We start from the raw sequence: 26,087 nt of genomic DNA, 5'->3' as shown, positions 1-26,087 counted from the left end.
GCAGAAAGACCATTAGTACCTGGTTCTCCATCAAAGTAATCTATACCCTTAACTGGAGTTTTACCGTTTTCACCGTCATAAACTTTAGTCACAACGCCACTTGCACCGCCAACAACCAAATCGTCTTGCAATGCTTCATAACTAAACGTAGCCGTATCTTCAAAATCTTCCGGTTTAACGGTAATTGACTTTCCAATACTTTGATGAGCTGCGTTCCAGATTGTATCCAGCGAGCCATCTTTGTTTTGCTTAATCCAGTTGAATTTCGTGAATTCGGCCGTGATGTCTTGATTGTTTTTTTCAATCTTGGCTGTGAAGATTACTTCGCCTTCACCGTTTTTAAACATTGGTGAACCGACATTGCTAATAGAAAAAATATACGTCTTAGCTACTTGTTCTGCGTATTTTTTGACTTCATCAATTCGATCTAAAAGTGACTGACTGACTTTGTTTTGTAAAATTCGATAATTTGAGTAGACTGTCTTGTTCTTCGTTGGGTCACTAAAACTGATTGTCTGTTCGCTAATTCGAGCTTCTAGCAAAAGAATTGGATTGTATCCTTCATCAATTGCTCGTATAGTGTCGCCAATATCGATGTCATAAAATCCTTCAATCTCGAACTCGTAAGCCGGCACACATTTCTTTTCTAACTCCGTTAGCGCACGATTAAAAAGCTCTGTATCTGATTTAGTATCGTAGCTAAATTGGCCAACAATGTAGCCTCCGCCTTTTCGTTTTGGGTTCCCATACTCTTGATTAGCCATCGGCGCATAGATGTATTCCGAACCCTTTTTAGTATAGAAAACTACGTTACCATTTTCATCTTTGATTTCTTTTTCTACATTCGCGATTGTTGTAACTTTGCCGTCTTCTTCATGACCGCGTGGTTTGATGGCTGTGATTAATTCTGTAACATCCACATTACGGCGAATACTTGAGACATCACGACCGTATTTAAGCTCAACATCTGTTCGATTAACACCGACACTCTTTTTTAAATGGACAAGCTGTTTGTTAACGGTGCGATCGTCATTCAATACAGTTTCAAACTCAATTTCGGCGCTAAAGCTATTACAAATTGATAGCAATCGTTTTAAAACAGTTTGGTCGCCTTCCCATTCAAGAGTACGCTCGTTTTTAGCGAACTCATTAATTCCAATCTCATACCCTGAATCTACAAGACAATCATTGACATATTTTGAGATTGAATATGCTTTGTCGGCCTTATACGGACCACGATATTCATTCAATAAGTCAAACGACAAATCTTCACAAAAAAGGCGTAACGAGGTTTCCGTCTCCTCGACACGCCGAATTGTAAATTTGTAATCTTTGTTTTTATACCTAAATACTAAAAAATGGTTTTCTTTCAAATATTGGAAATCATCTTCTGTACCTTTTGAAGAATTAGAATACATCATATGCTTTTTAGCAATCGATAAGTCAAAAGTACTTGCCCCTGTTTCTAGGTATCTGTGGAATTCATCGTCAAAATAATGCATCGCACCAGAAAGTGAATTATCTAAAATAGCGACCGTCTCATCAGCTTTTGTCATTACATATATTTTCAAGAATTACAGCCACCTTTCTCTCAATGTCCCTACGATATGAGGTGGAGTTTTCCCGAAATCAGAGTAATAAAATTCCACAGTCCAATTTCCCGGCGGAATTTTTAAATCTGTTGAACCAACGATGATATCATTCATTGCCAAAGTATCATTAACATAGAATTTGCCAGTAGAACCGTCGTACGAAAGCACGTCGCTACTACTATATCGATTTGGTACGTCAACAAATTCTTGGGAACCAATCCACTGGAAGAACGAATAATTTAAGCTCATATCGCAAATTGGCAAATTCATAAATCGCGAACACCAATAGGTTTTATGCGTGATTTTTGCAGCACCTAAACGATCATCATAATACGTTTTCGTAATCGTCTTTTTAGTATCAATATTGTAAACTTTAAATGTAATTTCATTACCAATTTTCATGATTTCGACAGTTCCGTAAAATTCCTGGAAATCTTTATCCGCCACAATTCGTGCTTGTTTGATACCAAATAACGTAAATTCAAGGCATGTTCGAACTGAATTTGAACTATCATCGTAGATGACAAACGTCGCAATCGGATTAGCTCCATCTGATAAATTAACTTCTTGGCGACCCACACAACGTGCATTTTTCTTGGACTTGTGATTTAACCAAAAACGATGAACAAAATTCCCGTCACGTTTACCATCACTTGTTTTTGCAGGTATTGCCTTTGCAATAGTTGGACCGTACCAACGGTTGTCATTATAGGCTGTGCCAAAATTTGTCGCTTTAGCTGTCTCACCGGTCCAACTAAATGAACCTTGAACTTTATTTGGAAGTCCCGCATTTGAATTAGGCCACTCAATATAACCTCCATTAGCAGTCCATTTTGATGCGTCAGACGGAACCATCTGATCGTTATACACAGTTTCAGCCATGTCCACATAGCCATCAACTTCTGTGATACTTCCAAACTCCATTGCTCCTAGTGGTCCTACTGCTCCGAGAAAACCATTATCATCAGTCATAGTCGCTTCAAATGATAATTCAGCGGTTTCGGTTCCGTTATTCGCAATTTGCATTGCTAAAATTCCATCATCATTTGGTGTGGCGGTAAATGTTGATGGATTAAGAGCCTCACAATAACCCGAAGGAACTAAGAAAGAAAGTTCGCCGTTAATCTCCGTTAAAGAATCAATTGACCTCGTCATAACTGATTCTCCATCCAGAATTGCATACCAAACTTCGTTTGGCCTGTCGGAAAATATCAAGGGTTGAGGTTCTTTAACGTTCAATAAACCATTAATTTTATTTTTAACATAATCAACAGAATACTTATCAGAATATATATTAAGAGTGATAATCCGTTCTGCGTATCGCGTTCCTACAAATTGCGAACCATTTGTTAACCCCATCTGTTGTGTGCTATTTTCTCGATTTGGAAGGTTTCTTCCAATAGGTTCCGCAGTCAAGTCAAAGAAATTTGTCAGATTTTCTCCTCCATAAGTTATAACTAAGTCACTAATCATCTTAAGCCCTCCAATCTTGACTGCATTCTATTATTCTTTGTTTGTTCGTTCGTGATAATTCTGCCAACTTCGCGTTCATTCATTACTATTTTAAGTTTTTGTAAATCCGAACTAAATCTTCCCATCAATTTAATAATCTGATTAAGCTGTTCAGAGTAATTCTCCGGTTCAATTATTATTTCTGTCTTCGATAAGTTATTTTGAGTGTTAATCTTTTCCAAATTACGAACCAGTGTAGAATTTTTAGGAACACCCACTCCATCTTTATAATGTGGTACTAATTTTTTAGTTTGACGAGCTGGAATGATTTTAGAGCCTTTCGGTAGATTAGGAAGGAATACATCCCGTCCATCTGGAATGAATGGAACGCCACCTTTCGGCAAAACTAACTCTTTGTAAGTTAATCCTTTTTGGTCATTTACGATTGCTGGGCCGCCCAAATGGTAATTAGTACCTTTTTCAAATCCTAAAACCTTTGCTACACCTTTGCCTAAATTGGCAACAACATTTAGTGTTTTAGTGATAACAGAAGGACCAGACTTAAAGTTATTAACCGCGCCAATCGCTGATCTAGCGGGATCAGAAGCATTATCAATCGCTCTTAAATTTTTTGAACCAGGATTGTTATTTCTAAAGCGGTTAAGAGCTACCCCACCCGTATTCGATGCACTAACTACACTACTTGAATTTCCTAGTAATTTTTTTAGAGCAGGATTATTTCCACGGTATCGATTTAATGCCCCTTCACCAGCCTTAGCGGCCGCTTGTGTACTAGCAGACGTTCCTTGCAAGATTTTCTTTGCTGGGTTATTCGCGTGATAACTCCTTAATGATTTTTCACCAGATTTCGAAGCATTCACAACGCTACTACTATCACCTAAAAGTTTTTTAATGTTTGGCTCTATTTTTTGGTAATCTTGCAAAGATATAGTTCCGTCTTTAACTTTCGCCAAAATATCTTGGTTATTCCCCAACATTTGTTTTATTGGCTCAGGTAATTTCCCCCACGCATTAAAGGATTCTGTGGAAGCAAATACTTTGCCCAATAAATCAGAATTATCAGCAAGCATTTTCTTTTGAGAATCTGGTAATGATTTCCATTGATTTAAAGCTTCTTCAGAATTGAGCAGTTTAGAAAGAAAGTCCGTATTGTCTGCAAGTAATTTCTTATCAGAAGCTGGAATAGTGTTCCAAACATTGAGCTTATCTTCTGAATCTATTAGTTTCCATATGACATCCGCGTTATCTGCACCAAGAATTTTGCGATCAGCTTCATACTCGTTCCAAGCTTTTAACTCATCAATAGTGTCGTATAATGCTACTTTTGCTTCGTCTCCATTAACTGTTAAAAGTTTGTCTGACATATACATGAGGTTCCACTTGCCAGCAAGACCCATTGCAACCGCAACTTCTTCTTTGGCATTAGATTCAATATCGGCATTTTTTAACATGAATTTCAGTTGCTGCCAACCTTCGTCAGTTTTTGCCATATCCACTAAGGTTTCAGCCATGTTCGTTTTGACTTCGCCTGTTTTGGGGTCTAGCGCCAGTGCATTCCATGCCATATCTGCTTCACTGGTACCTTTAGCAAGTAAATCTAAGTTATCTGACGATGCTTTAACGGACGTATTGACTAGAGATAACACTTCATCGGTGGTATAGCCATACGCTTTCCAAACTTCTGACAGTTGAGAAATATCTTTGCCTTGCGCTTGAAATACTTTGGCTAATCCTGTCACTAAAGTATCAGTAGATTGCTTGTATTCTTTATTCAATTTATCCATTGAAGCTTTTAGTGCTTGTGGATTTTTAGCGTAAATTGTTTTTAGGCTTTCAACTTGTTTTTCATAGGCTGATTTTTCGTCTTTCAAAGCATTTTGCAAAGTTTCTTGTCGTTTTGATAAATCCTTATAATTTAATTTCGACACATCAGCTTGATATGCTGTCTCAATTGCTAAACGTTGCTTTTTGCTAAATCCAGCAGCCTTTAACTGATCCTGACTTAACAGCTTATAATTGTTTGCAATAAATTGACGCTCTTCATTTGATAGATTACGATTATTTTTTGATGCATTTATTAGTATCTGATTGATTGCATCAACTTTCTTTTTTGCTTGCTGTACTTCTGCTTTATTAACTGTTTCTTGCCATTTAATATAATTTTCAGCTTTTTTCTTCTCATCTTCATCAGTAATTTTTTCAGCAGCTTTTTTTTTGCGTTCAATTTCTTTATCTAAAACTTTTTGAATTGAATTAACTATTTCTTGGTTCGCTTTCTTCGCCTTTTCGGCAGAAGAAGCAATTCCATCTGCATATTCATTGACATACGTAGAAGCCTTTTCGTTTAACTCGTAAGCTTTTTTTATTACTTTGTCCTGCTCTTTAGTGACTTTCGTACCCCAACGTGCACCAGCTAATTGATTTGATTCGTACGCTTTATTCGCTGCATAAAGGGCAACACCTACAGCAGCTACACCGCCTACAGCAATCGCTGCGGGAACCGCAACGCCAGATAACCCAGCTGTTAAAGCACCCACACCGGCTTTGCCTCCAGCCAAGCCAGCTAATTTGCCGAATAAACCAACTTTCGTTCCTGCGCCAGCTACAGCAGTACCCATTGATGTGGCAGATACAGCACCCGAAGCCATTTCAGCAGCCATAGCTGTCATAGCTTTTTTCTTCGCCATACTAGCTGTTAAATCAATAAATGATTTACCTAGCTTACCGATACCACCAGTTAATTTTCCAGCAATTGATAAAACTGGACCTGCTGCAGCAGCTATACCTACCCATTTAATAATATTTTGCTGTTGCTCTTTATCTAACGAGCTAAATGATTTAGCTAAATCTCCCAGACCTTTTATTAGAGGCTTGCTAGCTTGCAGTCCATCACGCAATGCATCGATAAGTGGGCCACCCAATTCAATCGCAGCATCCACAGCTTCGTTTTTTAGCATTTTTAATTTTGATTCGGTAGTCTCGTAACGCTTGCTCGCTTCCTCTGTCAACGCAGTATTTTCTTTCCAAGCTTTGTTACCAGTAGCGATTGCATCACCGAATACACCGCTCGCATTCGCAGCGCGAAGCAAGCTATCACGTAGACGAACTTCTTTAATATCCATGTCATTTAAAACTTTAATGGCAGAAGTTCCTTTTTCTTCCGCGTGGGACAAACCTTCAACAAATTTCATAATTGCTTTTGAAGGGTCCTTTTTAAACAGGTCTGCAAATTCCGCATTTGTTAATCCCGCCACTTTAGAAAAATTCTCTAAAGCAATTGCAGACTTATCAGCTTCTTTGTACATCGAGCGAAGTTGTGTATTTGTCAATCCCATTTGACTAGCAGTAGACTTAAGATTTTTTCCGCCATCTTGAACCGCTTTTGAAATATCAGATAAAGAGATACCAGCTTTTGACCCCATTGCGGATAATTCATCAAATGCACCTACACCGTTTTCTACAGCTAACTGCATATTTACCATTACTTTTGAAAATGCAGAACCCAATTGTTATCGTAAAGGCTTTTTATCCTCTACTTCTTACTGTCACCAGTAAGTTCGGCATATATTTTTACCCTCAACTTTACTTGTTAGGGCAATCGACACTCGTGGAAGAATTATTGCTCTCTTAATGCTCATCTCCTATGCTCTACGGTGGCAGATGATGTTTCTGCTTACCTCGGTATTGACTACGTGAGTGTTCTACCGATTTTGCCGATTTCTATGCTGCTTGTTTCCAAACAGTCGGGCAGTTCTGTTTACCCGCTTCCGCTTCAACCAATTATGTTATCGCAAAGGCTCTTTATCCTTTGCTTCTTATAGTTTCCTATAAGTTCAGACTATATCATTACCTTCGCCTTAAACGTTAAGGTATCAAGCGCTCGTGGATATTTCGCCATACAAAAAAAGCAATCAAATAAATGACTGCTTTTGCTTAGGTTAATTTATCTAGTCGTTGCACCTTCCTGCAGTTTCCCGACAGGCTTGGCTCATGATTGGCATAGTTAATTCAAATATGGCTTTTTCTATTTCTTTATCGGTCATTGAATATGGGATTTCAACAAACCGAATATTGTTAGCTTTACAATAATTCTCTTTAATAGCATCGTGTTCTCGTCTTTTTTTAAATGCAACTTCGCCACCAAAAAAATCATTTGCTTGATAATGTTGTATCCCTTGATACTCGATTACTGCAACAACAGTTTCATTGGCATCTAAAATCGCAAAATCAAAAGGCAACGATCGTTTTGCTTTGCAATTGCTAAATCTGTATTGTGTTGTGAATTTTATGTTGTAGTTCGATAGTAGCTGGTATATCTTTGTTTCTCCATGACTTTGATTGCATTTTGGACATCGTTTCCCTCGCAAAAAATCGTTTGGTCTTACTGAGTAAATATGCCCGCAAGATAGATGCTTAAGCTTTATCGGAATTTGAGAATTTTTATAATTTTCAAGTACAGCGTACTCGTTTATCCCTAATTCCAAGACAAGTTTTTCGAACTGTTCATGTGTTCTACGTTGCTTGTTTGCTCGATTTATTATTCCACACTTGGGGCATCGCCTCCCATTTAAGAAAGCTCCAGCTACAACTGAATATTCTAAACCACAATCTTTGTGTTTTACATTTATATACTCACCATCATTAACATATTTAGACAGAAGCTGATACTCGCTGTTTGACACCCTTTCAAAATCTTGGATGAACCTTTTTTCAGACTTCAGGCGGTTACCTATGAATTTCTCTATTGAACATTTACGGCATCCTTTTCCCTGTTTTGCCTCACTTGCTGTTTGCAAGTATTCACATCCACAAATTTTGTGCCTAACTTTTATCTTTTCTCTAGCACCTTTATAAGGTGTCAAGATTTCATAATCGTCACCTAAAGCTTCATGAAACTCTTTTTCGAATTCTTCCGGTGTTCTTTTGCGCATATAGTTACAATTTGGGCAACGTTGCCCTCTGTCCAGAAAATGGTAAGGCGTAGTTTCATATCGATGCCCGCATTTTTCATGACGAACTGCTAGTTTTTTCGTAATGCCTTTATAAGGTTCTATAAAAGTATACTCATCTGCTACCAGTTCAAATACTAATTTCTTAAAATAAGAATCAGTAAATTTTCTTCTTGTCATTCGATTACCTCCCAAGTAACCACCCATTAAAATTTGTGGCAGACAAGCGGGTACTTGTCGTTCGGGAGCTACCCTAGCCACACTCCCATTATACCATATTTAAATAACCTTAGCTTTCCATGAATTCACTTGATGTTTTAAGCCGCTAATTTCTTAACGACTGGGCATTGATGTTTACCCACTGATGATAGTGCGGCCGCAAAGCCTAGGATATCACCCTCACTCATGCCAATCTGTGACCCAGCACCCGCGAGTCGTAAAGCCATTGCTGAGATTTCCGCTTCTGTCGTCGCAAAGTTATTACCAAGATCAACGATTGCTGATCCTAAATTGCTGAATTTGCTCTGTGACATCTGTGTGATATTGGCAAATCGTGCCAGCTCTGTCGCTGCTGTTTCTGCAGACAAATTTGTAGATTCACCCATATCAATCATCGTTTTAGTAAATGCAGTGACATTTTCAGTTTGAATGCCGAGCTGCCCTGCAGCTTCCGCAACATTTGCAATTTCAGCATGACTAGCTGGAAGTTCTTTCGCCAACCCTCTTAATCCATTTTCTAAATCTTTGTAAGAATATACGACTTGACCGGTACTATCAACTACCTCGTCATTGGTTTTCTTCCAGTTTTGTTATCGTGTGGGCTTTTTATCCCTCACTTCTTACAGTTTCCTGTAAGCTCGGCGTACATTTTGGACTATCAAATAGTCCTCGAACACTCTTGGGAGCATTATATTTATTCAGCTCCTACGCTCTACACTGCTTACTAGCCTTGCGAAATCTAGTAAGTTAGCACGGTATTAACATAGATTTAGGCATAATAAAAACCCCTACATTTCTTATTATACCATAAACCCTTAGTCTTCACCGTTTTTGCTCGATTTAATTACCCCTATATCGCTATAAGGGAGGGCAAAATATTCACCCCCGCAAACGCCGATTCCCACGAGATAGCAGCTTTTCCAACGGCTACTGCTGCGCCAGCAATCGGCAAGGTTAAACCTGCTGTTAACTTAGATCCCACAGAAGCCATTTTGCTTCCAGCAGAAATCATTTTTTCAGAGCCTTTATAAATCGCCCCAGTTAAACCTTCATTTTTAACCTTATATTCTGCTAAGGCTCCAGCGGATTGAATTAGCTGTTGTTTGTAATCCGCTAGTTTCCCATTCGCGGCTTGTAATTGTGCTGCGTAACGTTTTGTCGCTTCTGTTGCTTTGCCATTCTCATCAAATGACTTGTCGTATGCTGTTTTTAAAGCATTAACTTGTTTTTCCTGCGCCTGAACAATGTTGGTCAAAGAACCAAATCTAGATTGCAATTTACCAAGTGAATTTCCAGCCATGTCAGCTATCTTCATATTCGCTTGCATTTCTTTTGCAAAGTAGCTTACTTGCTTTTTCGAGTTCGCAACGCCTCTGCCAAAATCGGCATCGTCTAAACCTAATTTAATGACCATATTTCCTAACGGTGTCCCACCAGACATATTTAGGCACCCCCTTTAACAAGTTCCGCTAACGGTTTAATATCTTTTTTCTTCTTTTTATTCTTATTGGAAGATGCAAGTAAGATTTCATCCACATCTACACAATCCGTTTCCATCAAATCTCGAATTCCCATATTCGTACTTCCAATTACTTCGCGGACAAACTCCAGATTTAGATCGTAGAATTCTCGCCAAGTAAGAGTTCCTCCGCCAGTGCTTTTTTTGCGGCTTCTTCCTCTTCTTTTGAGAAGCCAAGAACTCTATAGCGAATAATTTCCATGATCTGATCGCTTTCCAAAGTATCAATTCCATTTAAAATTGTTTTTCCAGTAACTTCTTTATCATCAAATAACCCAGCCACAAATTCTGCTTGAAGTTCCGAATAATCATTTTGTGTTGGAATGATTGGGTTCCCTTCTTCGTCTTTTCGCTCCTCTAATTCAGCTTCTTTTCGGATATATTCCTGCCGTTTTGAAAAAGGAACAAAATCTGTCATAAAGGTTTTAACGACACCGTTTTTCATACGCAGTCTCAATTTAATAGTTTTATCCATATACTTTCCTCCAAAAAAAGAGAGACTAATCATTTCTGATTAGCCTCCTAATTTATTATTCTCCGCTTGGTGTTTCAGTTCCCAAAACCGCTGTTTTTAACGATTCCACGTTTTCTTTCCCAAAAGCTCGCATTACTGTCATTGATTCGGTTTTTGTATCAATCGTAATATCACGTGACATCGCATTGTAGACATATTCACCAGCTTCAGGATTAAAGTCTTCATCATTCTTGGTCGCAAGCGAAAACCCATCGCGATTAAAAGAACCTGCTAAAAACGCAAATGCGACAGGTTCCCCATATAAGTCTTCTGATTCAGCTACTGCTGCACAATAAGGCGCTTCAGTATTTTTACCAAATCCATCAATACCACCGTCCGTTCCAAACGTTACTAATCCTAACAATTCTTGTTCAATTGCAAACGGAATGTCCAGTAAGCCGAAGTTTGACGCAACATTACCCGTACCTTTTCGTACAATGTAATATTCACGGTCACCGGCAAAGACTTTTTGAGCTTCTTTCGAAAGTCCAGTCAATTCCATTGCTTTTGGCCCACCTTCTTTAGGTGTTCCGTCCAGCACATGAATTTTTTTCGTAGTGTCCGGTGTTAAGTCATTTTTTAAAACTCGAATTGAAAGTTTATCAAAACCATAAGTTTCCATTTATTTATTCCCCCTAATAATCTGTATCGTGTATTTTTGTATTTTTTCGATATCGCCGTGCATCAACGTATCGTTTTGTTTCTGCAAAATACGTATCTAAGCCGCCCGTAAGCTGCCCAAATTCCATTTTTCGCATCACATCTTGTACTGCCTTTGCAATTTTTTTAGTCGTTAAATAATTAGTAGATTCTACATTTATCTGATAACTAAATTGCTTCGACATTTCCTTATTTGCCGCAAAGTAAGCAGAAGTAGAGGGACCTAAAGTCGAATCAATAATGATAAACGGTTTAGATGTATCCAACGTTTCAGGCGCTTCAAAAAATTTAATCCTATCGCTATCCACTAGACTTGCTATAGTAGTATCATTTTTTATAGCTTCGTAAACTTCGATCATCATATATTTCATCGACCCAACTCCTCTAACTCTGCGCGCATTTCATTAAATGCAGAATCTTGTATTTTATCTACAGCACCCTGTAATTTGCCAAAACCACGCGGGCGAATATAACGACCATTGCGGGTGTAACCAAATTCACTCAAGTGAACAAGCGGAGCTCGTTCTTTACTTGCCCATCCTGTTTCCACACGTTTAGGATTACTCTTAACGTTACTAGTAATAACCAAGTCATGCGTTTTACCTGTATCAATGTAACTTGATACTTGTTGCTTCACGATTTGCTTGTTTTTTTCACCAGCTTTTCTCAATGCCTTATTAATTACGCGATTTGCTTTATTTTTACCAAGCTTTGCTTCAATATTCCGAATGATTTCTTCGGTGCCAGTTACTTTAACACTCATGACGTCACCCCAAGAATCAATTTAATAAAGCGGCTATCTTTAGGATTCGGTTGTACATCAATAATGTTCCAACGGATAAATTTCTTGTTTTCATTCAAAATTTCAGCCTCATCCAAAAAATGATAATCTTGCAGTTCAACAATGTGTTTGTTTGTTGGTTGAAATTCATCCAATGGATCACGAATATTAATCGTGACTGCCCGTTTTGTATTTTTACTATTAAGTAGTTCCAAATCTTTCATTGACGGATTGTAAACCTCAGCCATTGCTTTATGCATAAGCTTTTCTTCCGATTCTCCGGGAAATGGTCCTTCGTTCGGTTCATAAGCATAGAAAAAGACTGGCGTGCGAAGTTCTGCACCACCAGTCTTAGGCCGTTTGTAATTTTGATTAATTGCCATTATCTTCACCCGCAGACATTAAATCTATACTTATGTTTAAAATCGATTCTTGAAAGTTTGGGTAAAAATATTCCAATTGGTCATTATATGCATAACGTCCTCTTTCAAAAATCAATTCTTTTCCTCGCGGATATTCTGTTAAATCAAACATTCCTACCAGCGATTGGATTTCTTCCTTGGAAGCAGCTAAAATCATTTTCAAATTATCATCTTCGGAAGAGTGATAAATTTTCATTCTAGCCTTAAATTCCTTTAAAAGTTCATCCATCTAATCACCTACTTTACTTAATAATGCAGGTTTCGTATCAGAGGACTTGTAATCAATTCCCTTTGTATCGAGATATTTCTTGATTTCTGGAATAGTCCACGTTTCATCCGGTATTGCCACTTTTAATGTGGCAGTTTTAGGGTGTTTCGGTTTCGCCTTCAGCAGGAATATTTATATCATAGACTTGTGCTGCAAAATTATCGACAGGCTGACCATTACCCAACATATCAATCGCATACAACACCGCACGTTTCATAGCGAATGTTTCTTTGTATTCATAAACTTTTTCAGGCTGCGATTGTGTAGCTTCATATTCGCCATCGACAAAGACAATCAACTTATCAACTGGTACGTCTTCTGATTCCACGATTTTGTCTTCGGAAATAAATGGTAGATTTGTTACAAAAACACCATTTGCGTTTTGAGTAGTCACACGAGCAACGATATCGTAGTAATTTGCAGGATTGACCAATAGGCTAATTTTCCCACGCACTTTCCGGTATTTTTCTTCCGGGTTTTCATCATCATCACCGATAGAACGCTCGAATTTAGAAACTTTTTTCAACACGCCCGCCATTTCAGTGACCATTGTTGCAGCGTCTTTAAATGTTAAAGTCCCAGCAACAGCTTTATCTGGATATTTACCACCAACTACAGCACCGTCTAAATCTTTTAACAAACCAATTGGTTCGTTATTACCAGTTCCGACGATAATCTTTTGCGCCCAAATATCTTTTACGGCTTCGGATAAACATAAACGTACATATCGATTAATCCATCGCGGTCCTAAAGTTAAAGTATCTTTTGAAATTAAAAAGAACGCAGTCAATGCCAGTTGAGTATATTCAGTAGCACCAAATTCTGCGTCTAGTTGCCCTTCCATGTCTTTGTGTAATGGGCCAAAAACAGCCACGCCTTTTCGACGAGAACGGATGACTTTGGTTAGACCAACAGTGGGCGAAAATTTTACCAAACGTAAAATTGGATGATCTTTTTGAATATCTTCAAAGATGCGCTCAAAAATTGTTTGTGGCCAAACTAAGTCATTATCAAAACCACCATTTTTTTGTACTTCATTGTAAAATTTTGTTTCCTCTGCTGTCAGAGTTTGAATGCCACGAGCTTGCAAAACGTTATTATCTGTCACATTTTTTAGCTCTTCGTATTCTGCACGAACCTTTGCACCTGCATCTTCAGCAATTGCAGTCACGGCTGCTTGCATAGCGTCCGAAATTTGATCTGGTGTAGAATTTTCAGAGCCAGTTACAGCCTTGAATTGGGCCAAAGCATCTTTTGCTTTAGTGTTTAATTTCATCATATTTATTTACTCTCCTTTTTACTTAGCCGAGCTAAGAGTGATTTTTTTGTTTTTGTTTCTGGTAAAGAATTTGGTTCTGTTGCTTGTGCTACTATGGTATGGCTTGCTGCGAATGCTGCTGATACAGCGTCTTCGACCATTGCTTTGAGTTCTTCATTGGCTGAACTATGTTCAGTTTTGCTTTTCACTTCAGTTGCAAAACCATATTCCACAGTTTCGTTTGCTGTAAACCATTTTTCCTCATCCATCCAGGATTCAATCTGATCAGCAGTTTGACCAGTTAATTCTGTATAGATATTGATAATTGACTCATCAATGGTTTCCAGCATTTTTAATGTCGCTTCAATATCATTTTTATTTCCCCAAGCATAAGTAGCTCCTCGGTGGATCATGAAAGTAGTTCCCGTATTCATAATGACTTTATCAGCTCCAGCGCAAATAAATGTTGCCGCGCTAGCTGCTGTGCCTGTCACTTCGACCGTCACTTTAGACGGATGATTTTTTAGGTAATTGTAAATTTCAACTCCTTGGAATACGTCACCGCCAGTCGAGTTAAGACGAATCGTCACATCATTTTTGACATTATCCAGTTGATCTCGCACTAACTTCGCGTCTATACAGTCATCATCTGACCAGTAACGTTTTCGAATCGTTCCAGACAAAGTCAACACGGTTTGTTTCGTTCCTGCTTCTGCTGTTACTAAAAATGGTATTTTTTTAAGTTTCGTCACTTGCTCCACCCCCTTTCAATTTTGTTAAATTCTTGGTCATCAAACGTTTATCCATTTCAGGATCATCGGATTTCGGATATCCCAATTCTTGTAACACCATATTTCCAGTAAAAACTGTTGATGAAATAAGTTTGTCAATATTGTCTGCTAACTCTAAAGGATCACGACGCATAACACCACGAATTTCAATACGTACTCCCTTTTGATAGTCTTTTTTTTCTATTAATTTTGCGGTAAGTTCATCTTTAACTTTTTTTATCAAACTATTCGTACAAAGTTTACGCATGGCATCCATGTTATCTTTCAATTCAGATTTTTCTCCATATATTAAAGCAGTAGGAACACCAATCATATTTGCTACATCATCAATCAATGTCACTTTTAATTTATTTAATTCATCTAGTGATTGATTTGATACTCCCTGTTTATTTGTATATTCCTCGTATTCAAAACCCTTCATTTTTGGAACAATAGCTACCGATTTAGTTCGGAAAGAATTATAAATTTTGTCAATATATTCCTGAAGTCTTTGAGCCTTAGTCCTTCCAGTATCATCTTTTTGATTGGCTAGAGTACCAGTCGCTTCGATAGCCACAGATCCGCGAATCTGATTATTTCTCATTGAAACTTCAAGAATCCTTCCAAACAGTTCAGCATAATCAGCGAACAGACCCTTTGTCCATCTATCAAGCTTTTCATTGTTGTAATTCATATAAATAACTTCCGACATTTCAAACGTTCGATTAAATGTATAGTTTTTATAAGTAACACTATCGAATCTATCGTCAAATACAGCATATTCAGTACGATTGAAGTCATCCGCAATTAGTAATTGATCATCATCTGTTTTGATAACCAATACTTCATTTTCATCAATTAATCGATAAAAAAAGGCTTGCCAAAAATCAGCAGCCGTTTGATCGCTATTTGGTCGTACATTTAGAATATATTCCCAGTCCGTTCCATCTTTGTTCTGTATATCAACTTCTAAAGTCGACATTGTTCGGGCAACAAAATTTATCACTGTATCCTTTGCCATTGTTTTAAGATATGCCCTTTGAGCGGAATCTCCTTCATAGTTTAGATCCGGAATCCAATTTGATGGGTCTTCTTTTCTTATGGAGCTTTTAAACAAATCCCATAACCACACACCTCCACCCCCTTTCAATTATTTTTGTTCTAACTCCTTGATGTAAATCGCCTACCGGATTTATTCACTTTTTCTTCTGGAGGTTTCTTGCGATACCCCAACGGCACTGCGGTAGTTTTTCGAAAATAAACTTTGTCGCCTGCCATTAATATTTTTTCTTGTCGTTCGACATTCAAATATTGTGGTTTATACATTGCCTTACCTCCTAAAAATCCAAATCATCCATCAAATCCATAAATTCAGCAAAACTCGCAGTTTCCTCAATAGACTCACGTTTATACAAAGCTGCTAAAAAAGCGTGAAAACCATCCGTTTTTCTTCTGACAGGTTCTTTTTTCAAAAATGTTCTGTTACCCAATGAATCTTCCTTAACGAACGAATTATTAACATACCAGCGCATCATAGGATCATTCCCAAAGATAAAGCGTTCATTGGCAAATCCATCCTCGATAATTGGTGCAACTTTGGCTTGTACACCACGTGGATTTCTTAAAAATTCGTATGTGTAACCTTCTTTTTCTAGTAAAGGTTTCAGAAGGTCCATTCGAAATCCATCAGCACAAACTAAATCAATAAAATAATCATTGCGCTTTTCATTCAACCAGTCGATTAAATGCTGTGGGTCAATTGAGGGTTCATCCACAATAGTTACAATTCCTTGTTCTTCCCATTCTCGAATCGGTGCTTTCAATTTAAAGGAATCTAGAAATTTTTTTCGAGCAAAGCTGTGTTGGTACCAATAGAATTTATCTTCGACTTTAAACAACAATCCAACGCTGACAAAATCACGGATACTTGCATAGTCAAATCCAGCAACGCAATGCGAACCCAAAGGAATTTTCACCATTTGATTGGTTGCTAACAATTGTTCATGCGTAGCTACATCACGTTCGGCATCGCCTTCAGTAAAATTCATTCGTTTTACAACAAATTCCTTGCGTCCCGACGGCTCTTCCTCTAATTTCAAGTATTCTTTCATCACTGTGCTGTACAATCGTTTAGCATAGGGTGAATCTTCTTCAAACATCGGATTAGCTTTAGACCACATTTTCGGATTATCCATTTCATCGATGGTGTCTAATTTACAGATGAAGGGAAACAAGCGATCGTTCTTCGCTTCGCCAGAAAATATTTTTTGTGCTCTTTCCAAAATACGATCATAAAAACCTTCCCTTACATGACCGTTTGTCCCGTTGTAAAAAGTGCGGGGGTGTTTAATCTTGCCTAACCCACTCCGCTGAATATCGACAATATCTGAATTCTCAAACATGTGGATTTCGTCAAATTCCAAACAGCCATCACGGGCACTATCCATTGTTTTTGGGTTATTAGTGCGATAACTAAATATTGAATTTGTCACACGATTGGTGATTGCCATTTTTGTTAGGTAAAACTGTTGCTCTAACCTTTTTCGTTGAACTGTTTCGTAAACTTCCTTAAAACTCACTTTTCCTTGTTTTTCAGAATTAGCCGTTATGGTAACGTCATAATTTTCTATCCCATGCAATGGGCTGATAAAGAAAGAATCTCTAGCAGACATAAAACCGTTCTTTCCGCCCCCGCGCGCTATCGAGTTTAAAAACTCATCAAAAAACACCTCGTCATCTTCTTTGCGATAAAGAAATATGAAAGGTGTGATAAATTTTTGATATTTGGCTAATGGGAAGAAATTCTTCTCGGCATATCTAATAAAGTTTTGAATCATGTCTTCATCAAAATAGATATCATCTCGAACAAGGACTTCATTTTTTAAATAGTTAATAAGCTGAATACGTTCTTTATTAAACGGAATAATTCCGCGTTCATATAAATCCACATACTCTTCAAAAAAATAAGGTATCACAATAAATCACTTCCATCAGCAGAAGGCCCATCATTTGGTTTTGGAGTACCTTCAGGAAGCAGATCGGATAGTTGCTTAATAATACGCTGATAGGCAAGATCACGGGCATTGTATAATTTAGCTGCTGGACGCTCTCGTTCATATGACGGTGTTTTTTCTGATTGGGTGAACTCTTCATAATCACCATTATTCGTCAAATCTTGCCATAATTCATCCAATGATACCCGCAAGCGTGCCGCTTGAACAATCAAACCTTCAACTACTTTTTTCTTTCCGTCAGGAATATCTTTGAATAGTTGCGTTAATCTATTTTTTTCTTTGTTCACTAATTTATCTCGTTCGCTAATCGCCACAATAATCTCACCTTCTTTGTATTAGTTTCGGCAGGGGTAGGGGTTACGCACTTTTAGTAAGAACATCTGCGTAGTTGACCCCATCCACCGGTTAGATTTTCTGTAATTTTTATGAAAACTTTTCATGGGGGGGTACTTTCAAGGTCGACAAATTATTTTCCCTTTGTTTGAGTTTTGATTTCCACATAATCTATTGACAACGAGATGTAATCGTACGTCGCCTGTTCTCTATCTGGCACTGGTCTTGTTACTGAATAATCACCATCTTTAACAATCACTTGGCCATCTTCAACTTTCTGTTTGAATGATTCTAATTTGTTAATTGTTTCTTGAAGCCAAGCCTTAACTTCTTTAGTCATTGATTCAACACCTCTCCGGTAATTCTATCAATAGATAATACTTTCTCTTCTGGATTATCTTTACTCACTAAATACACAAAGGTGACAGAACTTAAACCTGACGATCGATCATGACTAGTAACATAATAATTAGTCATAGCAACCACATTTACTTCCTGCCCTTTGATATAGAGCCTAGGAACTTTACCATTTGAATCAAAGGTTACATCTTGTTTTTCTAATAGCTTCTCCAAGTCAATCAACTCCTTTACGCTTTTTACCACCACTCATCGTTCCACTTCTTTTTCTTTTGCTCTCCCCGATAGTTCATGCGATTGTGTCGTTTTTTATGGACTTTAACGTGCCAATTCTCTACCACCACTCATCGTCCCATTTCTTCTCTTTCTTGCTAGGACGATAATTAAATCTTCCGTGTCGGCGATTGTGGCAGTCCTTACAAAACCCTTAGATTGTCTGAATCAAACGCCAGCTCTGGATTTGTTTCTAACTCTTTGATATGATCGACCTCAAGTATCGCATCATTGACTGTTGTTACTCGCCCTTCTGCCTTACACCATTGACACTCGTAATGATCGCGTTCCAAGACAAACCGTCTTAGCTTCCGCCATTCAGAAGAACCATAAAACCTAGCTCTAGATTCTTTAGTAGTTACATCAATCATGTAATCACCTCAAAATAAAAAGACCACTCGTTATGAGTGATCTAAACAGTTAATTTTAAACGGGAAACCAGACACCATCATTTTAAATTTGATTTCAGGAGGAAATCTCATGTCATAGCTGTTCTGTCTGTTTCCCGCTTCTTTTGATAATACTAGTTTAACACCTTGACAGACCTCAAAAGTGCAATGATAGTGCAATAATTAATTAATTTCTCCTAGCTCTTTGCCTAGGCTTTCAATGAATTCATTCCGCAATAGATGACACATGCGTTTTGAATAGCCTACTTCTTCTGCTATGCCATCCCACGTTTTTGTTCGAGGCTTAGTCCAATACCACAATCGGATGATTTTAATCGTCTCTGGCTTAGCTGACTGTACAGTTTTATCTAAAGCTTTCTTGCGTTCTCTAAGCAATCGCAAGTGTTTGTCAGTCGCTAACTTTAGCCCTGCACGCTCCGTGGCAGAAGTAGCAGAAGTAGAGCGAGAACCTCCAACATTATCATCTGATTGCTGCCACGGATATTCTATTTCTAATTCAACTCGCTTAATATATCTTTCCATTGTTGGATAATCTTCAATCAAACCTTCTAGCATTTTGAATGTGCCTTTTTTCAACTGCCTGCCTCCCAACTTGAAATCGTTGTAACTAATTCAATTATATCTTTGCTTTTAAAAAAATATAATTTGTAAAAATGCCAAAACGCCAATAAATAAAACATATAAAAAAATTTAAAATACTACTCATTTATTGTTGACAATTACTACTCATACGTTGTATAATATAAATGTAGATGAGAGAGATATAAAAAAAGGAGACGATTAATATGAGAACAATTATTAAATTCAACAAAAATACTGAAGTTAAAGAAATCGAAAAAGTTATCGAAGCAGTTGTTGCTAAATACGTTGTGAAACACGACCGTTACTCAACTGAAAAAAATAGTCAGTTTGAAATTACAAAAAATGATACTGAATATTATGTAGAAGGAAAACGAATTAACAGTCACTACATCGACTTACAATTATGCTACGACGAACTTACTGACGACGATGTTTATGAATTAATCATTGACACTCACGAAATTGGCGAATTTGAAGGTTATGTTGAAAACACAGAATTCTATTCACTTGTTTCTGTTAAAGAAGACAAAGCAGTTGTTGTTGACGATGTAACATTCATAAAAACTAAAAAAAATATCAAACGCGCTGAACAATTATTTAGTAATTATGATTCAGAATCTTTTATTATTGCAGATTTTTTCATTAGAAAAGAAAACGATAAGTTGAATCAATTGAAAGAAACATATAGAAAAATTGGTTAAAAAATATTAATAATAAGGAGAGATCATCATGAAAACAAAAAAAGTAGAAACTATTCTAATCACTAAGCAATCCTCTTTTTATCAAAACGTGGGAGAAAATCAAGTTGGTTTTGAACTTAGCGAGTATCACAATCATGCGGTGGTTCTTACAGAATATTACTCTTGGGACAATCCGTGGGAAAACGGCGGTTTTTGGGCCCCTGCTGGTCGCAAGTTTGATATCTATACAGGATATGCAAATATGAATGATTTGGAAACAAAAGCACTGATAGATGACTTAAAATCTAAAAACATTAAATTTTCTGTTGATTCGCAAATTATTGAAGAATTAAAAAATCTTGCTTAGAAAAGGAGCGATAATATGACTTACCCTGTAACTGAATTTATTGAAACTGATTTAAAAATGTCGGTTTATGCATTCGCAAAACAAAGTTCAATCAGTCAGCAAACCCTGTCGACATGGAAGCAGCGTGATAAGCCCGTTGCTTCCCTGCCAATCCAAATTCTTGATGAATTTTCTTACTTTGCTGAAATGTCAATGTCTGACATTCGTAATAAATTAGCACAATACGAACTTGAAAATGAGTTAGCTAAATTAAATCAAACGAAAGAAGGGGAACATATGATTGATAAAGAAGAAAGTGTTAAATTAAAATCATTTTTAGATGCAGGTTACAAATTTGGAAAAGCACTATCTGCCGGCGGCGATCGCAAAAACAGTAAAATCCATCTTCAAAAACTATTAAGAGATAGTCCAAAGCAGGAAGGTGATTCACTTGATGACTTCTTAGAAGATTACTTTAAACTTTGTATCGCGTATAACATAAAAGCTTTTGGCGAGATGACAGCATTAACTCCAAAAAACAGCGTGCCTTTTATTCAAAACTTTTTAATTGGCGCTCATAATGCAACCTTCGCAGGAAAAAAGACTAGTTAGACTAGTCTTTTCCTGCGTGAGTAACCCAACAACAAGGTCATCAGAAAGAACAACGCTCCTACAATCATTTTGATAATCATAATTTCCTCCTACCAGATATAGACTGTGTTCCCTTCAATTTCTACTCGTTCTGATTCGTGTGTGAAGTATTCACCAACCATCATTTGTGTGACTTCCACAATCATGGACTTATCTTCAATTTTCATTAATTCATTAATTAATTCTTGGACTGTCATGTTCTGCCTCCTAAATAAACATCATTGCGATCGACCCAATTCCCCAAAATAGCAATGTGGCTATGATAGATACATACGCTTTTTGATTATTCTCGTACCCATCATTCTTATTTCCAATTTTGGCGGTCAGAAAGCTAACGAATACATCTAAGCCAAACGCTTGCCAGTAACTCAACGTCGCAAGGCCAAACGTTGGTACAATCAATCCATTCCACAGTTTCATCGCCACAAATCCGCCTAATGCGATAGAAAACACCATAAGTGCTAAACTCCATAGACAGCCCCACGATTTAACGGCGGCTTCTTTCGCTAGGTCAACCGTTTCTTTTTTTAGTTGTTCGTTTTCTCTTTCTAAATCTTTCAATTCGTCCATTTCCTTCCTCCCTCACTCGAATCGCCCGCCTATCGAACGGTAGAACGGACGATTTTAAGTTACTCTAAACGTTGATGCAATGCCGTTTGTCAGTTTGCAACCGGTGGAACCGTTAAGGATTGCTTAACAGTTCAACTGTTTCCATTTTGGCAAGAGTTCAAGCCCCATTCCGCAAACGCAGCGAGGACTTGGCACCATTCCACATCTGATAAGCTAGATGGAATCAGGTCTAATTCAACATTAGTTTCATAAAACCAATATAATGCTGCATGGATATTTCTGCGCCGCTGCGTTTCTTCCTTCAACCACTCCAACACGACCTGCTGATCGTCGGTGAGAGAGGGAGAGACAGGCTGTAATGATTCTGGAAATACCGGTATCCACTGTTCAATAGCGATATACTCCTCGTTGGCTTCAATCACGCCATTTAAAATATAAGCATCATTGTCAGAAATGATTGGAAACCCAGTAACATACCCATCACCTTGGTATTTAATTCCAATTTCTGCCATTTGATTCAAGCTCATCATAGATTTCCCTTTATATTTCATTCCGCTACCTCCTCCAAATTAATCATCGCTATATGCTCAACTGGAATCAGTTGTATGCTGGTCGGACCATCGTGAGAAATAACTTGATATTTCATAGCTTCCGAATATTGTCTGGATTCTGCCTGTAATGTTGTATTGTGAAGCATGATTTCTGCATTGTTCCCGTCTTTTAACCAAACTGTCGCTTTTATATTCATTCCGCTACCTCCTCAATCTGTATCATTTCCCTAATTCGTAACATGCCAAATCTAACGCCCTTCCAATAGTTCAACCACCACTTATTTTTAAACTGGTAGAACCTTGGCTTGCCTAGCTTTTTGATATTTTTCTCCACGCCTGCCAGTTCGTATTCGATGATTTCGAGTGGTGTTTTCATTCCGCTACCTCCTCAATCATATTCCGCATCGCCTAATTCAATATCATGCCCACAGTTCTGGCACACTATTGCTCCACAATTTCCGTAGTAAAGATTGACACCGAACGCCCCTTCAACTTTCTTCCAATCAATTTCAATATGATCGTCACATTTTGGACAATCAAGGGAGATGTAGCTTGGAGTAGAGCAAATGACGTAATCTGCTTTCTCGATCATGCCTCCGCTACCTCCTCATAAACCAATGAATAATTTTCAGTTGATATATATCGTGCAAAACCAAAGTAGTCAATCTTAATCATTGAGCACTCACCAATCTCGCCGTAGCGGTTGGTCTCTTCAATGTACTTAGATGGTACTCCCGAAAAAGGAAAATAATAATGATGCCCTTCAAGTACAGCAACTATACTTTCTGTTTGGTCATTTACTACTGCTACAATTTTCTTTCTCATACTTCCTCCACACTCCCATCAACCAACGTAGCGACTGCCTCGGCTTTGGCGCGATTGGTAAATGGATATCCATCTGATGCATCAAAGCCAAATACTTTCTCAAATGGATGTTCTGCATCAGAATTAAAGTGCATAAAATATCGCCCCTTCTTGTTAACTACCACCCACCGCTTAGGCTTGACGGTGTAGCCGTCTTTCATTTTGAATAATGTTTGCATTGGCTCGTTATTACTGTCGTTCAACCATTCATAAATTGAATGTTGTGGGTTATGTGTGTTGCGACCAATGCGATGAAATGCTGATGCAATGTTAAACTCTAAGTTACCTTTGTTTACTTCATACCACTCCGCCACATAATCAGGCACTTCCACCTTCTCGGCTTGTGGTTCGTCTAATTGCTGTAGTGTGTTGATGGCGATGTTGTATGCGATAATTCTCGCCTCGTTAGCAGCGTAACCTTGGCTTTCTTTGGGGAAATGTTTTAAGTTTTCTTCTGATCTCAATACTTTGCTTTCTAAAATCTCGATTGCTTCGCTTACTTTCATTTTTGTTCCTCCTTAGTCATACGCCATCACGACTTTCATCCTCATACCCCCGTACTCCCAAAGCCGCCCTCGCCACGGTCTGTATCGTCTAGCTCGTCTACCTCTACCACTTCCACAGTTGGGAGAGGTTGGATAATTAATTGAGCTATGCGTTCGCCGCGTTTTAGTGATATATTATGCGCATAAATCATTCCATCTATCACTCGATCTAAAACCTTCGTTTTAATATCACAGATTACCTTAATCTCACCACGATAGTTAGCGTCTATTGTGCCTTCTTGTACTCTTAGCAAGGTTTTAGCGGTCAGTCCACTTCTTCCTTTCAATCGCCCGTAGTAGCCTTCTGGGATAGCGATAGACAATCCAGTTGACACCGTAACTGTTTCTCCAACGTTAATCGTGACGTCTTCATCCGCACAAATATCTAACCCTGCATCCGATTGATGCGCTCTAATTGGCAATATAGCTGTTTCTGTTAGTCGTTTTACTTTTAGTTGCATTAAAATACCTCCACTTTAATCTCTTGCCACCGATACACGCCTTTTTCCACGCGCACCAGTCCCCCTTGTTGTACCAGCTTATTAAGCTGACCTGATGCTTCTTTTCCACAGTGCAGAATTATTTCTTTTCTAGTTGTTTCTCCGTTTTCGCGTACATAGTTCAAAATTTTGGATCTAACTTGCGCGCCCCACAATTGACGTGAATACATCACTCGACCTCCCTAATCCTTCCACCTATCAATTTCGACGACAGATATATTTTTAGTTGGTTGTGTATTCAAAGCACGTATATACACTTCTCCGACTTCTAAACGTCTAGCAATTTCAAGTATAGAGCCTTCAATTCTGCGGTTGCCTTTTTGGTAGCGATATTTCTTGTTCCTGCGTTCGTATTTGTATCCTTGTACAATTCCATTACTTTTTCGTACTTCTTTATTAAAAACACTGGCACTTTTATCCAAAAACATAGCTGCCGCAATCATTGATTCAAAGAATCGTTCTTCTCCTGTATCGATATCCGTTAGACGTACAGACATATCTATTGTCTTCTTCGTTTTAGGCTTATTCTGTTTCATTTCCAACCGCTTTAAGCGTTGAAATTCTTTAAACAGCGGCTTAAGCTTTTCGTTTCTTTCCTCTTCTGATAAATCGCTATCTAAGATTTCACATTGCCTCAAAACGATTTGATGTTTCTGTTCCTTAATTGTCATATTCATTCACCTCAAAACGGCAAATCGTCATCATTAATATCGATTGTCGTAGCTTCAAAGTCATTTATCGGGTTCACGCCTAAATTCGTCTGTGTTGCGTTTTGATTGTCAGGAGCGTAATTATTCGTTTGCGCGTTCGGAACGCTTGCAGTGCTCGTATTTTGGCTAGAATTGCTATTCTTGCTCTCCAGCAGTTGAAAATTTTCAACTACTACTTCTGTCACGTACACTCGCTGTCCTTGTTGATTTTCATAATTTCGCGTTTGAATACGGCCGGTAACACCTAGCAGAGTGCCTTTACGGGCATAATTTGCTAAGGTTTCTGCTGGTTTACGCCAAATCACACAATTGATAAAATCTGCTTCACGCTCACCGCTTTGGTTCGTGAAATTACGATTTACTGCTAAAGTAAAGGTCGCGACTGCTTGACCGTTTCCTGTATATTTGAGGTCAGGGTCTTTAGTTAGACGCCCGACTAGAACTACGTTGTTAATCATCTGTTTTCCTCCTCGTTATCTATGAATAATTCTTCCATCATTTTTTCTATTTCCGCTTTTCGAGATGGACTACTTGCGGTCGTTTGCGCGTCCCAATTCGGCATTTCCTCACGTTTGACTGGTTGTCCATAGGCTTGCTGCGGCTTAGGCTGCGCCTTATCTTTTCTCGCCCAATTTCTAATTGTTGCAAGATGATTTTTATAGGTCTTGCCAGTTGATGCGATATAACTCGACAGTCGTTCAATACGGTCTTGCCAGTCGCTTGGGAACTCAGTTTGCAGTTTCTCCATGTCTTGATCTGTTAAAAGGACATTTTTATATTCGCCATATTTGTGACGAACAGGTTTAGCTTTCGGAGGTTCCTCCGAAGGCGTAATATCTTTTCTATCTCTATCCTTACCTAACCTATCCTTACCTAACCTAACCTGTGTATCCAATCGGTATGACAGTTGGTTGTCACTTGGTATACCAACATCATCTAGTGAATATGATTTGTTATCTTTTTCGCTTAACAGCGCCTTTTCATCTTGATACATCGTTGGTTTAAATCTGTCATTACGAATATAGTTGTGTATTTTCCAATGCTTTATCACAATCACGCCACTCTCGAACGCTAAAATAAAATTTTTTGCCATCAAAATTCGCAAATCGTCATCTGACGAACCAATCATGCGCTGTATTTTTTTGGGATTATTAATAAATCCTTCATCATCAGCTCTCATCGAAAGATGAAAGTATAAGGCTTGCGAAGATAGTGGCATATCCAGAAAAGCGTCACTATCTATTATTGTTTTTGCGAACATTCTACGTTCTGCCAA

Annotated in this window: 37 protein-coding genes and 2 pseudogenes; 3 read left to right on the top strand and 36 right to left on the bottom strand. The window is 38.1% G+C overall.

Annotation, left to right across the window (positions count from 1 at the left end; translation table 11 throughout):
• The 23 genes and pseudogenes from RK01_RS13875 to RK01_RS01735 all read right to left on the bottom strand — a co-directional run.
• The coding region (locus RK01_RS13875) for a phage tail spike protein (RefSeq protein ID WP_016171601.1) at nt 1-1,571 on the bottom strand (1,571 nt) is incomplete at its 3' end.
• A 3-nt stretch (nt 1,572-1,574) separates the two neighbouring features.
• Nucleotides 1,575-3,065: a distal tail protein Dit gene (locus RK01_RS01830; RefSeq protein ID WP_016171600.1), complete on the bottom strand. Its 1,491-nt coding sequence runs from the start codon at nt 3,063-3,065 to the stop codon at nt 1,575-1,577.
• Entirely contained in the window at nt 3,062-6,547 is a 3,486-nt protein-coding gene (locus RK01_RS01825) for a phage tail tape measure protein (protein ID WP_016171599.1), read from the bottom strand. The genes RK01_RS01830 and RK01_RS01825 overlap by 4 nt, the downstream gene beginning before the upstream one ends.
• Nucleotides 6,548-7,012: 465 nt before the next feature.
• Nucleotides 7,013-8,194 (bottom strand): DUF2726 domain-containing protein, encoded by a 1,182-nt coding sequence (locus RK01_RS01820; protein WP_016171598.1) that lies wholly within the window; start codon nt 8,192-8,194, stop codon nt 7,013-7,015.
• 176 nt (nt 8,195-8,370) lie between these two features.
• Nucleotides 8,371-8,814: pseudogene (locus RK01_RS01815) on the bottom strand (phage tail tape measure protein); the annotation flags it as partial.
• 269 nt (nt 8,815-9,083) lie between these two features.
• Nucleotides 9,084-9,674: a hypothetical protein gene (locus RK01_RS01810; RefSeq protein WP_016171596.1), complete on the bottom strand. Its 591-nt coding sequence runs from the start codon at nt 9,672-9,674 to the stop codon at nt 9,084-9,086.
• Nucleotides 9,675-9,676: 2 nt separating this feature from the next.
• Nucleotides 9,677-9,808: a hypothetical protein gene (locus RK01_RS13985; protein ID WP_016171595.1), complete on the bottom strand. Its 132-nt coding sequence runs from the start codon at nt 9,806-9,808 to the stop codon at nt 9,677-9,679.
• 38 nt (nt 9,809-9,846) lie between these two features.
• Nucleotides 9,847-10,227, bottom strand: coding sequence for a phage tail assembly chaperone G (gpG, locus tag RK01_RS01805; protein ID WP_211212121.1), 381 nt, complete (start codon nt 10,225-10,227; stop codon nt 9,847-9,849).
• 55 nt (nt 10,228-10,282) lie between these two features.
• A complete protein-coding gene (locus RK01_RS01800; protein WP_016171593.1) occupies nt 10,283-10,888 on the bottom strand; it encodes a phage tail protein in 606 nt (201 codons plus the stop codon).
• 13 nt (nt 10,889-10,901) lie between these two features.
• Nucleotides 10,902-11,297: a hypothetical protein gene (locus RK01_RS01795; protein ID WP_016171592.1), complete on the bottom strand. Its 396-nt coding sequence runs from the start codon at nt 11,295-11,297 to the stop codon at nt 10,902-10,904.
• Nucleotides 11,294-11,689, bottom strand: coding sequence for an HK97-gp10 family putative phage morphogenesis protein (locus RK01_RS01790; protein ID WP_016171591.1), 396 nt, complete (start codon nt 11,687-11,689; stop codon nt 11,294-11,296). Before RK01_RS01790 ends, RK01_RS01795 begins: the two co-directional genes overlap by 4 nt.
• The gene (locus tag RK01_RS01785; RefSeq protein ID WP_016171590.1) at nt 11,686-12,090 is read right to left on the bottom strand and encodes a hypothetical protein; all 405 of its coding nucleotides are present in this window, start codon (nt 12,088-12,090) and stop codon (nt 11,686-11,688) included. Before RK01_RS01785 ends, RK01_RS01790 begins: the two co-directional genes overlap by 4 nt.
• Entirely contained in the window at nt 12,080-12,358 is a 279-nt protein-coding gene (locus tag RK01_RS01780) for a phage head-tail connector protein (protein ID WP_016171589.1), read from the bottom strand. The genes RK01_RS01785 and RK01_RS01780 overlap by 11 nt, the downstream gene beginning before the upstream one ends.
• A gap of 136 nt (nt 12,359-12,494) precedes the next feature.
• Entirely contained in the window at nt 12,495-13,676 is a 1,182-nt protein-coding gene (locus RK01_RS01775) for a phage major capsid protein (protein ID WP_016171588.1), read from the bottom strand.
• A gap of 2 nt (nt 13,677-13,678) precedes the next feature.
• Nucleotides 13,679-14,407 carry a head maturation protease, ClpP-related gene (locus RK01_RS01770; protein WP_016171587.1) on the bottom strand — a complete coding sequence of 243 codons (729 nt, stop codon included), beginning with the start codon at nt 14,405-14,407 and terminating at the stop codon, nt 13,679-13,681.
• Nucleotides 14,394-15,557, bottom strand: a complete 1,164-nt coding sequence (locus RK01_RS01765; RefSeq protein WP_016171586.1) for a phage portal protein — start codon at nt 15,555-15,557, stop codon at nt 14,394-14,396. Before RK01_RS01765 ends, RK01_RS01770 begins: the two co-directional genes overlap by 14 nt.
• Nucleotides 15,558-15,586: 29 nt before the next feature.
• Nucleotides 15,587-15,751: a hypothetical protein gene (locus tag RK01_RS13665; RefSeq protein WP_016171585.1), complete on the bottom strand. Its 165-nt coding sequence runs from the start codon at nt 15,749-15,751 to the stop codon at nt 15,587-15,589.
• A gap of 11 nt (nt 15,752-15,762) precedes the next feature.
• On the bottom strand, nt 15,763-17,403 hold the full coding sequence (locus RK01_RS01760) for a terminase TerL endonuclease subunit (protein WP_420864519.1): 1,641 nt from the start codon (nt 17,401-17,403) through the stop codon (nt 15,763-15,765).
• On the bottom strand, nt 17,397-17,756 hold the full coding sequence (locus RK01_RS01755) for a hypothetical protein (RefSeq protein ID WP_420864518.1): 360 nt from the start codon (nt 17,754-17,756) through the stop codon (nt 17,397-17,399). Before RK01_RS01755 ends, RK01_RS01760 begins: the two co-directional genes overlap by 7 nt.
• A 149-nt stretch (nt 17,757-17,905) precedes the next feature.
• On the bottom strand, nt 17,906-18,112 hold the full coding sequence (locus RK01_RS01750; RefSeq protein WP_016171582.1) for a hypothetical protein: 207 nt from the start codon (nt 18,110-18,112) through the stop codon (nt 17,906-17,908).
• A complete protein-coding gene (locus RK01_RS01745; RefSeq protein ID WP_016171581.1) occupies nt 18,109-18,345 on the bottom strand; it encodes a hypothetical protein in 237 nt (78 codons plus the stop codon). Before RK01_RS01745 ends, RK01_RS01750 begins: the two co-directional genes overlap by 4 nt.
• A 118-nt stretch (nt 18,346-18,463) precedes the next feature.
• Nucleotides 18,464-18,773, bottom strand: a pseudogene (locus tag RK01_RS01740) (HNH endonuclease).
• A 201-nt stretch (nt 18,774-18,974) separates the two neighbouring features.
• Nucleotides 18,975-19,388, bottom strand: a complete 414-nt coding sequence (locus RK01_RS01735) for a hypothetical protein (protein WP_016171579.1) — start codon at nt 19,386-19,388, stop codon at nt 18,975-18,977.
• 209 nt (nt 19,389-19,597) lie between these two features.
• Between RK01_RS01735 and RK01_RS01730 the strand changes: the two genes are divergently transcribed.
• From RK01_RS01730 to RK01_RS01720, 3 genes are read left to right on the top strand one after another with little or no spacing between them, the layout of a single operon-like run.
• Nucleotides 19,598-20,095 carry a hypothetical protein gene (locus RK01_RS01730; protein WP_016171578.1) on the top strand — a complete coding sequence of 166 codons (498 nt, stop codon included), beginning with the start codon at nt 19,598-19,600 and terminating at the stop codon, nt 20,093-20,095.
• Between the two features lie 28 nt (nt 20,096-20,123).
• The gene (locus RK01_RS01725) at nt 20,124-20,441 is read left to right on the top strand and encodes a hypothetical protein (protein ID WP_016171577.1); all 318 of its coding nucleotides are present in this window, start codon (nt 20,124-20,126) and stop codon (nt 20,439-20,441) included.
• A gap of 15 nt (nt 20,442-20,456) precedes the next feature.
• Nucleotides 20,457-21,032 (top strand): hypothetical protein, encoded by a 576-nt coding sequence (locus RK01_RS01720; RefSeq protein WP_016171576.1) that lies wholly within the window; start codon nt 20,457-20,459, stop codon nt 21,030-21,032.
• An 89-nt stretch (nt 21,033-21,121) separates the two neighbouring features.
• On the opposite strand, the gene RK01_RS13660 is transcribed toward RK01_RS01720, so the two are convergent.
• The 13 genes from RK01_RS13660 to RK01_RS01660 form a co-directional block, all read right to left on the bottom strand.
• Nucleotides 21,122-21,268: a hypothetical protein gene (locus RK01_RS13660; protein WP_016171575.1), complete on the bottom strand. Its 147-nt coding sequence runs from the start codon at nt 21,266-21,268 to the stop codon at nt 21,122-21,124.
• Between the two features lie 10 nt (nt 21,269-21,278).
• Nucleotides 21,279-21,641: a hypothetical protein gene (locus RK01_RS01715; RefSeq protein ID WP_016171574.1), complete on the bottom strand. Its 363-nt coding sequence runs from the start codon at nt 21,639-21,641 to the stop codon at nt 21,279-21,281.
• 131 nt (nt 21,642-21,772) lie between these two features.
• Nucleotides 21,773-22,168 carry a hypothetical protein gene (locus tag RK01_RS01710; protein WP_244874946.1) on the bottom strand — a complete coding sequence of 132 codons (396 nt, stop codon included), beginning with the start codon at nt 22,166-22,168 and terminating at the stop codon, nt 21,773-21,775.
• 20 nt (nt 22,169-22,188) lie between these two features.
• On the bottom strand, nt 22,189-22,389 hold the full coding sequence (locus RK01_RS01705; protein ID WP_016171572.1) for a hypothetical protein: 201 nt from the start codon (nt 22,387-22,389) through the stop codon (nt 22,189-22,191).
• The gene (locus tag RK01_RS01700) at nt 22,386-22,568 is read right to left on the bottom strand and encodes a hypothetical protein (protein WP_016171571.1); all 183 of its coding nucleotides are present in this window, start codon (nt 22,566-22,568) and stop codon (nt 22,386-22,388) included. Before RK01_RS01700 ends, RK01_RS01705 begins: the two co-directional genes overlap by 4 nt.
• 12 nt (nt 22,569-22,580) lie before the next feature.
• Nucleotides 22,581-22,784, bottom strand: a complete 204-nt coding sequence (locus RK01_RS01695; RefSeq protein ID WP_016171570.1) for a hypothetical protein — start codon at nt 22,782-22,784, stop codon at nt 22,581-22,583.
• Nucleotides 22,781-23,017 (bottom strand): hypothetical protein, encoded by a 237-nt coding sequence (locus tag RK01_RS01690; RefSeq protein WP_016171569.1) that lies wholly within the window; start codon nt 23,015-23,017, stop codon nt 22,781-22,783. Before RK01_RS01690 ends, RK01_RS01695 begins: the two co-directional genes overlap by 4 nt.
• Nucleotides 23,014-23,562: a DUF1642 domain-containing protein gene (locus RK01_RS01685; protein WP_016171568.1), complete on the bottom strand. Its 549-nt coding sequence runs from the start codon at nt 23,560-23,562 to the stop codon at nt 23,014-23,016. Before RK01_RS01685 ends, RK01_RS01690 begins: the two co-directional genes overlap by 4 nt.
• Before the next feature lie 41 nt (nt 23,563-23,603).
• Nucleotides 23,604-24,062 carry a dUTP diphosphatase gene (dut, locus tag RK01_RS01680; RefSeq protein ID WP_016171567.1) on the bottom strand — a complete coding sequence of 153 codons (459 nt, stop codon included), beginning with the start codon at nt 24,060-24,062 and terminating at the stop codon, nt 23,604-23,606.
• Nucleotides 24,062-24,271: a type IV toxin-antitoxin system AbiEi family antitoxin domain-containing protein gene (locus RK01_RS01675; RefSeq protein WP_016171566.1), complete on the bottom strand. Its 210-nt coding sequence runs from the start codon at nt 24,269-24,271 to the stop codon at nt 24,062-24,064. The genes dut and RK01_RS01675 overlap by 1 nt, the downstream gene beginning before the upstream one ends.
• A 12-nt stretch (nt 24,272-24,283) precedes the next feature.
• Nucleotides 24,284-24,772 (bottom strand): hypothetical protein, encoded by a 489-nt coding sequence (locus tag RK01_RS01670; RefSeq protein ID WP_016171565.1) that lies wholly within the window; start codon nt 24,770-24,772, stop codon nt 24,284-24,286.
• Nucleotides 24,773-24,783: 11 nt separating this feature from the next.
• A complete protein-coding gene (gene ssb / locus RK01_RS01665) occupies nt 24,784-25,269 on the bottom strand; it encodes a single-stranded DNA-binding protein (RefSeq protein ID WP_016171564.1) in 486 nt (161 codons plus the stop codon).
• Nucleotides 25,266-26,087 carry a hypothetical protein gene (locus tag RK01_RS01660; protein ID WP_016171563.1) on the bottom strand — a complete coding sequence of 274 codons (822 nt, stop codon included), beginning with the start codon at nt 26,085-26,087 and terminating at the stop codon, nt 25,266-25,268. The genes ssb and RK01_RS01660 overlap by 4 nt, the downstream gene beginning before the upstream one ends.

Source organism: Enterococcus dispar ATCC 51266 (assembly GCF_000406945.1).
GTDB lineage: Bacteria > Bacillota > Bacilli > Lactobacillales > Enterococcaceae > Enterococcus_C > Enterococcus_C dispar.
This window is presented reverse-complemented; position numbering and strand designations above follow the sequence as displayed.

Bases quoted from the DNA above. Each gene is read 5' to 3' on its own strand.
- RK01_RS01685 (WP_016171568.1), bottom strand. From the start codon at position 23,562: ATGAAAGTAAGCGAAGCAATCGAGATTTTAGAAAGCAAAGTATTGAGA.
- RK01_RS01715 (WP_016171574.1), bottom strand. From the start codon at position 21,641: ATGGACGAATTGAAAGATTTAGAAAGAGAAAACGAACAACTAAAAAAA.
- RK01_RS01820 (WP_016171598.1), bottom strand. From the start codon at position 8,194: ATGACAAGAAGAAAATTTACTGATTCTTATTTTAAGAAATTAGTATTT.
- gpG (WP_211212121.1), bottom strand. From the start codon at position 10,227: ATGGATAAAACTATTAAATTGAGACTGCGTATGAAAAACGGTGTCGTT.
- RK01_RS01810 (WP_016171596.1), bottom strand. From the start codon at position 9,674: ATGTCTGGTGGGACACCGTTAGGAAATATGGTCATTAAATTAGGTTTA.
- RK01_RS13985 (WP_016171595.1), bottom strand. From the start codon at position 9,808: ATGGGAATTCGAGATTTGATGGAAACGGATTGTGTAGATGTGGATGAA.
- RK01_RS01695 (WP_016171570.1), bottom strand. From the start codon at position 22,784: ATGATCGAGAAAGCAGATTACGTCATTTGCTCTACTCCAAGCTACATC.
- RK01_RS01730 (WP_016171578.1), top strand. From the start codon at position 19,598: ATGAGAACAATTATTAAATTCAACAAAAATACTGAAGTTAAAGAAATC.
- RK01_RS01750 (WP_016171582.1), bottom strand. From the start codon at position 18,112: ATGACTAAAGAAGTTAAGGCTTGGCTTCAAGAAACAATTAACAAATTA.
- RK01_RS13660 (WP_016171575.1), bottom strand. From the start codon at position 21,268: ATGACAGTCCAAGAATTAATTAATGAATTAATGAAAATTGAAGATAAG.
- RK01_RS01705 (WP_016171572.1), bottom strand. From the start codon at position 22,389: ATGAATATAAAAGCGACAGTTTGGTTAAAAGACGGGAACAATGCAGAA.
- RK01_RS01825 (WP_016171599.1), bottom strand. From the start codon at position 6,547: ATGGTAAATATGCAGTTAGCTGTAGAAAACGGTGTAGGTGCATTTGAT.
- RK01_RS01775 (WP_016171588.1), bottom strand. From the start codon at position 13,676: ATGATGAAATTAAACACTAAAGCAAAAGATGCTTTGGCCCAATTCAAG.
- RK01_RS01795 (WP_016171592.1), bottom strand. From the start codon at position 11,297: ATGAAATATATGATGATCGAAGTTTACGAAGCTATAAAAAATGATACT.
- RK01_RS01785 (WP_016171590.1), bottom strand. From the start codon at position 12,090: ATGGCAATTAATCAAAATTACAAACGGCCTAAGACTGGTGGTGCAGAA.
- RK01_RS01830 (WP_016171600.1), bottom strand. From the start codon at position 3,065: ATGATTAGTGACTTAGTTATAACTTATGGAGGAGAAAATCTGACAAAT.
- dut (WP_016171567.1), bottom strand. From the start codon at position 24,062: ATGCAACTAAAAGTAAAACGACTAACAGAAACAGCTATATTGCCAATT.
- RK01_RS01800 (WP_016171593.1), bottom strand. From the start codon at position 10,888: ATGGAAACTTATGGTTTTGATAAACTTTCAATTCGAGTTTTAAAAAAT.
- RK01_RS01710 (WP_244874946.1), bottom strand. From the start codon at position 22,168: ATGAGCTTGAATCAAATGGCAGAAATTGGAATTAAATACCAAGGTGAT.
- RK01_RS13665 (WP_016171585.1), bottom strand. From the start codon at position 15,751: ATGTATAAACCACAATATTTGAATGTCGAACGACAAGAAAAAATATTA.
- RK01_RS01790 (WP_016171591.1), bottom strand. From the start codon at position 11,689: ATGAGTGTTAAAGTAACTGGCACCGAAGAAATCATTCGGAATATTGAA.
- RK01_RS01725 (WP_016171577.1), top strand. From the start codon at position 20,124: ATGAAAACAAAAAAAGTAGAAACTATTCTAATCACTAAGCAATCCTCT.
- RK01_RS01690 (WP_016171569.1), bottom strand. From the start codon at position 23,017: ATGAGAAAGAAAATTGTAGCAGTAGTAAATGACCAAACAGAAAGTATA.
- RK01_RS01700 (WP_016171571.1), bottom strand. From the start codon at position 22,568: ATGAAAACACCACTCGAAATCATCGAATACGAACTGGCAGGCGTGGAG.
- RK01_RS01780 (WP_016171589.1), bottom strand. From the start codon at position 12,358: ATGGATGAACTTTTAAAGGAATTTAAGGCTAGAATGAAAATTTATCAC.
- ssb (WP_016171564.1), bottom strand. From the start codon at position 25,269: ATGATTAACAACGTAGTTCTAGTCGGGCGTCTAACTAAAGACCCTGAC.
- RK01_RS01720 (WP_016171576.1), top strand. From the start codon at position 20,457: ATGACTTACCCTGTAACTGAATTTATTGAAACTGATTTAAAAATGTCG.
- RK01_RS01675 (WP_016171566.1), bottom strand. From the start codon at position 24,271: ATGTATTCACGTCAATTGTGGGGCGCGCAAGTTAGATCCAAAATTTTG.
- RK01_RS01670 (WP_016171565.1), bottom strand. From the start codon at position 24,772: ATGACAATTAAGGAACAGAAACATCAAATCGTTTTGAGGCAATGTGAA.